Source organism: Pseudomonas sp. FSL R10-1339 (genome assembly GCF_009600545.1).
Lineage (GTDB): Bacteria > Pseudomonadota > Gammaproteobacteria > Pseudomonadales > Pseudomonadaceae > Aquipseudomonas > Aquipseudomonas bubulae.
Genome location: NZ_WIVQ01000053.1, coordinates 24,636 through 30,983 on the forward strand (window position 1 = coordinate 24,636; position 6,348 = coordinate 30,983).

At 59.7% G+C, this 6,348-nt stretch carries 6 protein-coding genes; all 6 read left to right on the forward strand.

From position 1 onward, the window contains the following. Positions 1–104 precede the first annotated feature (104 nt). The gene (locus tag GHO03_RS15660) at positions 105–809 is read left to right on the forward strand and encodes a YoaK family protein (protein ID WP_095003339.1); all 705 of its coding nucleotides are present in this window, start codon (positions 105–107) and stop codon (positions 807–809) included. An 80-nt stretch (positions 810–889) separates the two neighbouring features. Continuing rightward, positions 890–1,642 carry a histidine utilization repressor gene (hutC, locus tag GHO03_RS15665; RefSeq protein WP_095018697.1) on the forward strand — a complete coding sequence of 251 codons (753 nt, stop codon included), beginning with the start codon at positions 890–892 and terminating at the stop codon, positions 1,640–1,642. A 292-nt stretch (positions 1,643–1,934) separates the two neighbouring features. Further along, positions 1,935–3,095 (forward strand): CaiB/BaiF CoA-transferase family protein, encoded by a 1,161-nt coding sequence (locus GHO03_RS15670; protein WP_095018698.1) that lies wholly within the window; start codon positions 1,935–1,937, stop codon positions 3,093–3,095. After that, positions 3,092–4,234 carry an acyl-CoA dehydrogenase family protein gene (locus GHO03_RS15675; RefSeq protein ID WP_095020696.1) on the forward strand — a complete coding sequence of 381 codons (1,143 nt, stop codon included), beginning with the start codon at positions 3,092–3,094 and terminating at the stop codon, positions 4,232–4,234. The genes GHO03_RS15670 and GHO03_RS15675 overlap by 4 nt, the downstream gene beginning before the upstream one ends. Positions 4,235–4,311: 77 nt before the next feature. Next, a complete protein-coding gene (locus GHO03_RS15680; protein ID WP_153400162.1) occupies positions 4,312–5,739 on the forward strand; it encodes a cytosine permease in 1,428 nt (475 codons plus the stop codon). Between the two features lie 36 nt (positions 5,740–5,775). Next, on the forward strand, positions 5,776–6,348 hold a 573-nt coding region (locus GHO03_RS15685; protein ID WP_153400163.1), incomplete at its 3' end, for an electron transfer flavoprotein subunit beta/FixA family protein.

A 6,348-nucleotide genomic window follows, 5' to 3' on the forward strand; every position in this document is an offset into this window, starting at 1 on the left:
TGCGCTAGATCGGTAATTGTCCTGCAGGGTGAATGCTATGGTGGCTTTTTTGTATGACAAAATCGTTCACTCTTTAGTCTGGTATTCCTACAGAGGTTTGCGCCATGCTTCCAGCGCCACTGCGAAAACCGAGCAATCCCGTGCATCTTCGAGTACGTGCCTGGCGCGGCCGGGTCGGGCTGGCCATGGTGGCGAGCCTGTCGGTGCTGGCGGGCATGACGGACGCCATCGGCTTTTTGGCCACCGGTGATTTTGTCTCATTTATGAGTGGCAACACCACGCGCCTGGCGGTGGCCGTCGGTGACGGTGACCTGCAGATGGCGTTGCGCCTGCTGCTTGCGGTACTGGCGTTTATTGTCGGTAACGCCCTGGGGGTATTGCTGGGGCGCTGGGGCGGACGGCGCGCCTTACCCTTGATGCTGGTGATTGCGGGGTTGTTGTGTGCGGCAGCTTTGCTGCCGTTTGCCAGCCAGGTGCCGGCGTTGCTGGCAGCCATCGTGGCAATGGGCATGCTCAATGCTGCGGTGGAGCAGGTCAATGGCCTGCCGGTGGGCCTGACCTACGTGACCGGGGCATTGTCGCGTTTTGGTCGCGGGCTGGGCCGCTGGCTGCTGGGTGAGCGGCGCAGTGGCTGGCGCGTGCAACTGGTGCCCTGGACCGGGATGTTGCTGGGTGCAGTGCTGGGTGCCTTGCTGGAGGCGCAGTTCGGCCTCCAGGCCCTGCTGTTCAGCGCCGGTTTTGCGGCTGTTTTGGGCGTGTTGTCGTTGCGCATACCTCGTCGTTGGCAACGGGATTACATGCCGCGTTAATCCCTCGTTTTGCTTGACCCGGGCTGCGCGTAAACTGGCGCAGCCCGGCTGCATGCCCAGCCCTACGAACAGGAGTCGTTGTGTCCAAGTCAGTCGATGACAATTCATCCCTTGCGCCATTTTCCATCGAAAGCCCGGCACCGCTATATGCCCGGGTCAAACAGGCCATAACGCAAAAAATCCGTTCAGGGGCCTGGCTGCCCAATGCCAAGTTGCCGTCTGAGAGTGAACTGCTTGCCCAGCTGGGGGTGAGTCGCATGACCATCAATCGCGCATTGCGTGAGCTGACCATCGAAGGGCTGCTGGTGCGCATGCAAGGGGTGGGCACCTTCGTCGCCGTGCCCAAGGGCAGTGCGGCGTTGTTCGAGATTCGCAATATCGCCCAGGAAATCGCTGATCGTGGCCATGTGCACCGCTGCGAAGTGATTGTGCTCGAAGAGGTCCCGGCCAAGACCACGCCGGTGTTGCCCTTTGCCCTGGACGGGGTCAAACGCTTATTCCACTCTCTGATGGTGCACTACGAAAACGAGGTGCCGGTGCAGATCGAGGAGCGCTATATCAATGCCGAGATCGCCCCTGAGTACCTGCAACAGGACTTCACCCGCACCACAGCCTATGCCTACCTGATGAACCTGGCGCCACTGACCGGCGGCGAACATGAGGTGGAGGCGATTCATGCTACTTCCGCGCAATGCCGCCTGTTGAACGTAAAGCGCAACGAGCCATGCCTGCTGATTCGCCGCCGGACCTGGGCTGCACAGGGGTTGGTGGGGTGTGCCCGGCTGGTCTATCCGGGTTCGCGCTATCGCCTGCAAGGGCAGTGCGGTAACTGAGTACTCGCGGGTGGCCCCGTGTTACTCGCGTTACTTTTGGTGCGTTTTTGTTACCTTCCCGCCTGTTTATGCCCAAATTTGCGGCAGTTTTTTGCATTTTTTCTGTGCGCTCATATTCCGTATTAAAAAGTTCTTAATTTTTAACTATCTGATTTAAATAGCTATTTATCTTGGTTTTGTACGTTCCTGGTTGATCTCGTTCAGGTGTTGGCCCTTCACTTGCATTCACTTGTACATACAGGTTGGTATAAGTGTGCACCTTTGTGCCGCTTGAGCATTTGAGGATGTGAAAATGAACGACAGTCCGTTTACCCGACAACTGCAAGGTGTGCGTGTGCTGGATGTCAGCCGCGTGCTGGCCGGGCCGCATTGCACCGCGATGCTGGCTGATCTGGGGGCCGACGTCATCAAGTTCGAAGTGCCCGAGGAGGGCGATGACGCCCGCCATCTGGGCCCGTTTCTGGACGGCGAAAGTGTCTACTTCGGGCTGATCAATCGCGGCAAACGCAGCGTTGAAATCGATTTTAAAAACCCGGCCGACCGCCAGCGTTTCTACGAACTGGTGGCCGATGCCGATGTCGTGGTCGAGAACTTCCGCCCCGGTGTCACTCAACGCCTGGGCATCGATTTCGACAGCCTCAAGCAGCACAACCCGCGGCTGATCTACGCCAGCATCTCCGGTTTCGGCCAGCAAGGCCCGCTGTCCAGTCGCCCGGCTTATGACATCGTCGCGCAGGCCATGTCCGGGCTGATGAGCGTTACCGGTTTCGCTGCTACCGGGCCGACCCGCAGCGGCGAGGCCATCGGCGATCTGTGTGCCGGGGTGTATGCAGCCTGGGCAATCAGCTCGGCGCTGTTTGCCCGCGAGCGGCATGCCCCGGGGGCCCAGTACATCGATGTGGCCATGTTCGACGTGTTGTTCAGCCTGCAGATGACCGGTCTGTCCAACCTGTATGCAAACGGTGTGGCGCCGGGGCTGGTGGGTAACCGGCATCCGGTATCGACGCCGTTTGATAGCTATCGCGCGGCAGACGGTCAGGTGGTGATTGCAGTGGCCAGCAATCGCTTGTTCGAGCGCCTGTGCCAATGCATGGGCCAGCCGGAGCTGGCCACCGATGCGCGCTTTGTCAACGATACCCAGCGCACCCTGAATGAGCCGGCGTTACGCGCTGTTATCGAGGCCTGGACCACACAGCACAAGGTTGAACAGTTATGCGACGGCCTGCTCGATGCCGGAGTGCCGTCTTCACCGGTGTGGGATCTGGCCCAGGCTGCGGGCAGTGAACATGCCCGTGTACGCCAGTTGCAGTTCCAGCCCGAGGGCAGCGTATTGCCGCTGGTGCCGCAACCGGTGTTCTTCAATGGCCGTAAACCCCACGCCATCACCATTGCCCCGCGATTGGGCGCAGACAACGCCGCATTTGGCTTGAACAAAGCAGGAGAGAAAGCATGAACTTTGAAATGAGCGCAGAAGAATTGGCCGTAGTTGAAAGTGCCGAGCAAGTGGCGCGTGAGGTAATTCAGCCGCTGGCCCAGCACTACGATGAAACCGAAACTTTTTGCCTGGCCAGCATCCGGGCGTTGAGCGATCTGGGTTGCATGGGCGTCAACCTGCCAGAGCAATATGGCGGCCTGGGCATTGGCAGCCTGGCGATGAGCCGCGTGGTGGAAGCAGTAGCGGGTGCCTGTGCCTCTACCGCTTCGGCCATGACTGCGCATTTTCTGGCCACGGACTCGATCCTGCTGGGCGGCACCGAGGAACAGAAACATGAGTGGCTGCCACGGGCAGCCAGCGGCGAATTGCTCGGTGCCTTTGCCCTGACCGAGCCTGCGGCGGGCTCCAACCCGGCGGATATGCGCAGCCGCGCCGTACGTGAAGAAGGTGGTTGGCGGGTGCGCGGCAACAAGCACTACATCACCAATGCCAGGGAGGCCGATTTTATTGTGCTCTACGTCAAGACCGACGCAGATGCAGGTCACAAGGGCATCAGTGCCTTTATGGTGCCCCGGGGCACGGCGGGCATCAGCTTCTCCAGTCCGGAAAAAACCATGGGCCTGCGTGGCAGTACCATCTATGAACTGGCGCTGGACTGCTGGCTGCCCGAATCGGCACTGCTCGGCGTAGAAGGCCAGGGGTTCAACACGGCCATGGCGGTGCTGGACCGTGGGCGGGTGGAAGTGGCAGCCATGTCGCTGGGGATTGCCAATGCCGCCCTGCAAGCCAGCCTGAGCTGGGTGCGTGAACGGCAGATCGGGCCTAAACCGCTGGCCGCTTATCAGGGCACGCAATGGCGCCTGGCTGATATGTATGCGCAGCTCGAAAGCGCGCGCATGCTGACCATGAAAGCTGCTGCCCGGCGTGACAGCGGCGAGCGTTTCAGCCTCGACTCGGCCACCGCCAAACTGGTCGCTGCCGAATGCGCCGGGTTTATCACCGATGCTGCGCTGCAACTGCACGGTGGCTATGGCTACAGCCGGGATTTGCCGCTGGAGCGCTATGTTCGTGATGCGCGGATCTTGCGGATTTTTGAAGGCACCTCCGAGGTACAAAAAATCATTATCTCCCGTGCCCTGCTCGACGCAGCCAGATAATCCGCCGGCCAAGGATTGGAAAAGTCTTTCCCAAAACAACACGGCGCACCCCGGGTGCCAGCCTGAAGGAACTGCTTATGTCCACGCTCAACCAAGATTCACCGCGGGCCTCGCTGGTCGAACAGCGCTCTATCGATTACATCCCTGAGTCAGAGCGCCATGGGCGTCTGTTCAGCCAGTTCACCTTGTGGTTCGGGGCCAACCTGCAAGTCACTGCGATTGTCACCGGAGCCCTGGCCGTGGTGCTGGGAGGGGACGTGTTCTGGTCGCTGATCGGCCTGCTGATCGGGCAAGTGCTGGGCGGCACCATCATGGCGTTGCATGCGGCGCAGGGGCCCAAGCTGGGCCTGCCGCAGATGATCTCCAGCCGGGTGCAATTCGGCGTCTATGGCGCCGTGATCCCGATTGTGCTGGTGTGCCTGATGTATGTCGGTTTCTCGGCCAGCGGCTCGGTGCTGGCCGGGCAGGCCGTGGGGCAACTGGTGGGGGTGAGTGACTCGTGGAGCATCCTGATTTTTGCTGCCCTGATCGTGCTGCTGACCATTCTGGGCTATCGCACCATTCACATGATCGGCCGTGTGGCGAGCGTGGTCGGCGTGCTGGCGTTTTTCTACCTGTTCTACACCCTGATTGCTCAGAATGACATTGGCCTGTTGCTGAGCAATAAACACTTTTCCCTGAGCAGTTTTCTGTTGGCGATATCGTTGTCAGCCTCCTGGCAGATCGCGTTCGGGCCTTATGTGGCGGACTACTCGCGTTACCTGCCGTCCAGCACCTCGTCGCTGAAAACTTTTCTGGCAGTGGGGCTGGGCTCTGTCGTCGGCTCGCAAATATCGATGGTTTTCGGTGTGTTTGTGGCTGCCCTGGCCGGCAGCCAGTTTGCCGGGCATGAGGTGGCCTACATCGTCGGCATGGGGGCGAGCGGGGCGATGGCGGCGCTGCTGTATTTTTGCGTGGTGTTCGGCAAGGTGACCATCACTACGCTCAATGCCTACGGCAGTTTCATGTCCCTGGCCACCATCGTCAGCGGCTTTCGCGGCAACCATGAAATCTCCAAGGCCTTACGCCTGTTTTACATCCTGCTGATGGTAGGTTTTGCCACTGCTCTGGCCTTGCTTGGGCAGCATTCGTTCCTCAAGGATTTTTCGGCGTTTATTCTGTTTTTGCTGGCTTTTTTTACGCCGTGGAGCGCGATCAACCTGGTGGACTTTTACCTGATCAGTAAAGAGCGCTATGACGTACCGGCGCTGTCTAACCCGAATGGCCGATACGGGCGCTGGAACCTGCGCGGTATTCTGGTCTACGCCTTCGGGGTGGTGGTGCAGTTACCGTTTATCGCCACCAGCTTTTACACCGGGCCTCTGGTGGAACACCTGGGGGGGACTGATATTTCCTGGATCATCGGCCTGACGCTGCCAGCGCTGGTGTACTACTTCGTGGCACGCAACTCGGGGCAGTCGGTGCCGGATCAACTGATTTTGCCTGTTGAGCCCGCGACGGTTTAAGAGGTTTCCAATCAAGTAGCCATAGAGGGAGCAACAATGAAGGTGCTGGCCTGTATCAAACGAGTGGTCGATTACAACGTTAAAGTGCGCGTCAAAGCGGACAACTCCGGGGTTGACCTCGCCAACGTCAAGATGTCGATGAACCCCTTCTGCGAAATCGCCGTGGAAGAAGCCGTACGCCTGAAAGAGAAAGGCGTTGCGACTGAAATCGTCGTCGTCTCCATCGGCCCGACCACCGCTCAGGAACAGCTGCGTACCGCGCTGGCGCTGGGTGCTGATCGCGCCATTCTGGTCGAGTCCGCCGAAGACCTGACCTCGCTGGCCGTGGCCAAGCTGCTCAAGGCCGTTGTCGACAAGGAACAGCCACAGCTGGTGATCCTGGGCAAACAGGCCATCGACAGCGACAACAACCAGACTGGCCAGATGCTGGCTGCGTTGACCGGTTTCGGTCAGGGCACGTTCGCGTCCAAGGTTGAAGTGGCAGGTGACAAGGTTGCCGTGACCCGTGAAGTAGACGGCGGCGCGCAAACTATTTCGCTGAAATTGCCGGCGATCATCACCACCGACCTGCGTTTGAACGAGCCGCGTTATGCGTCCCTGCCAAACATC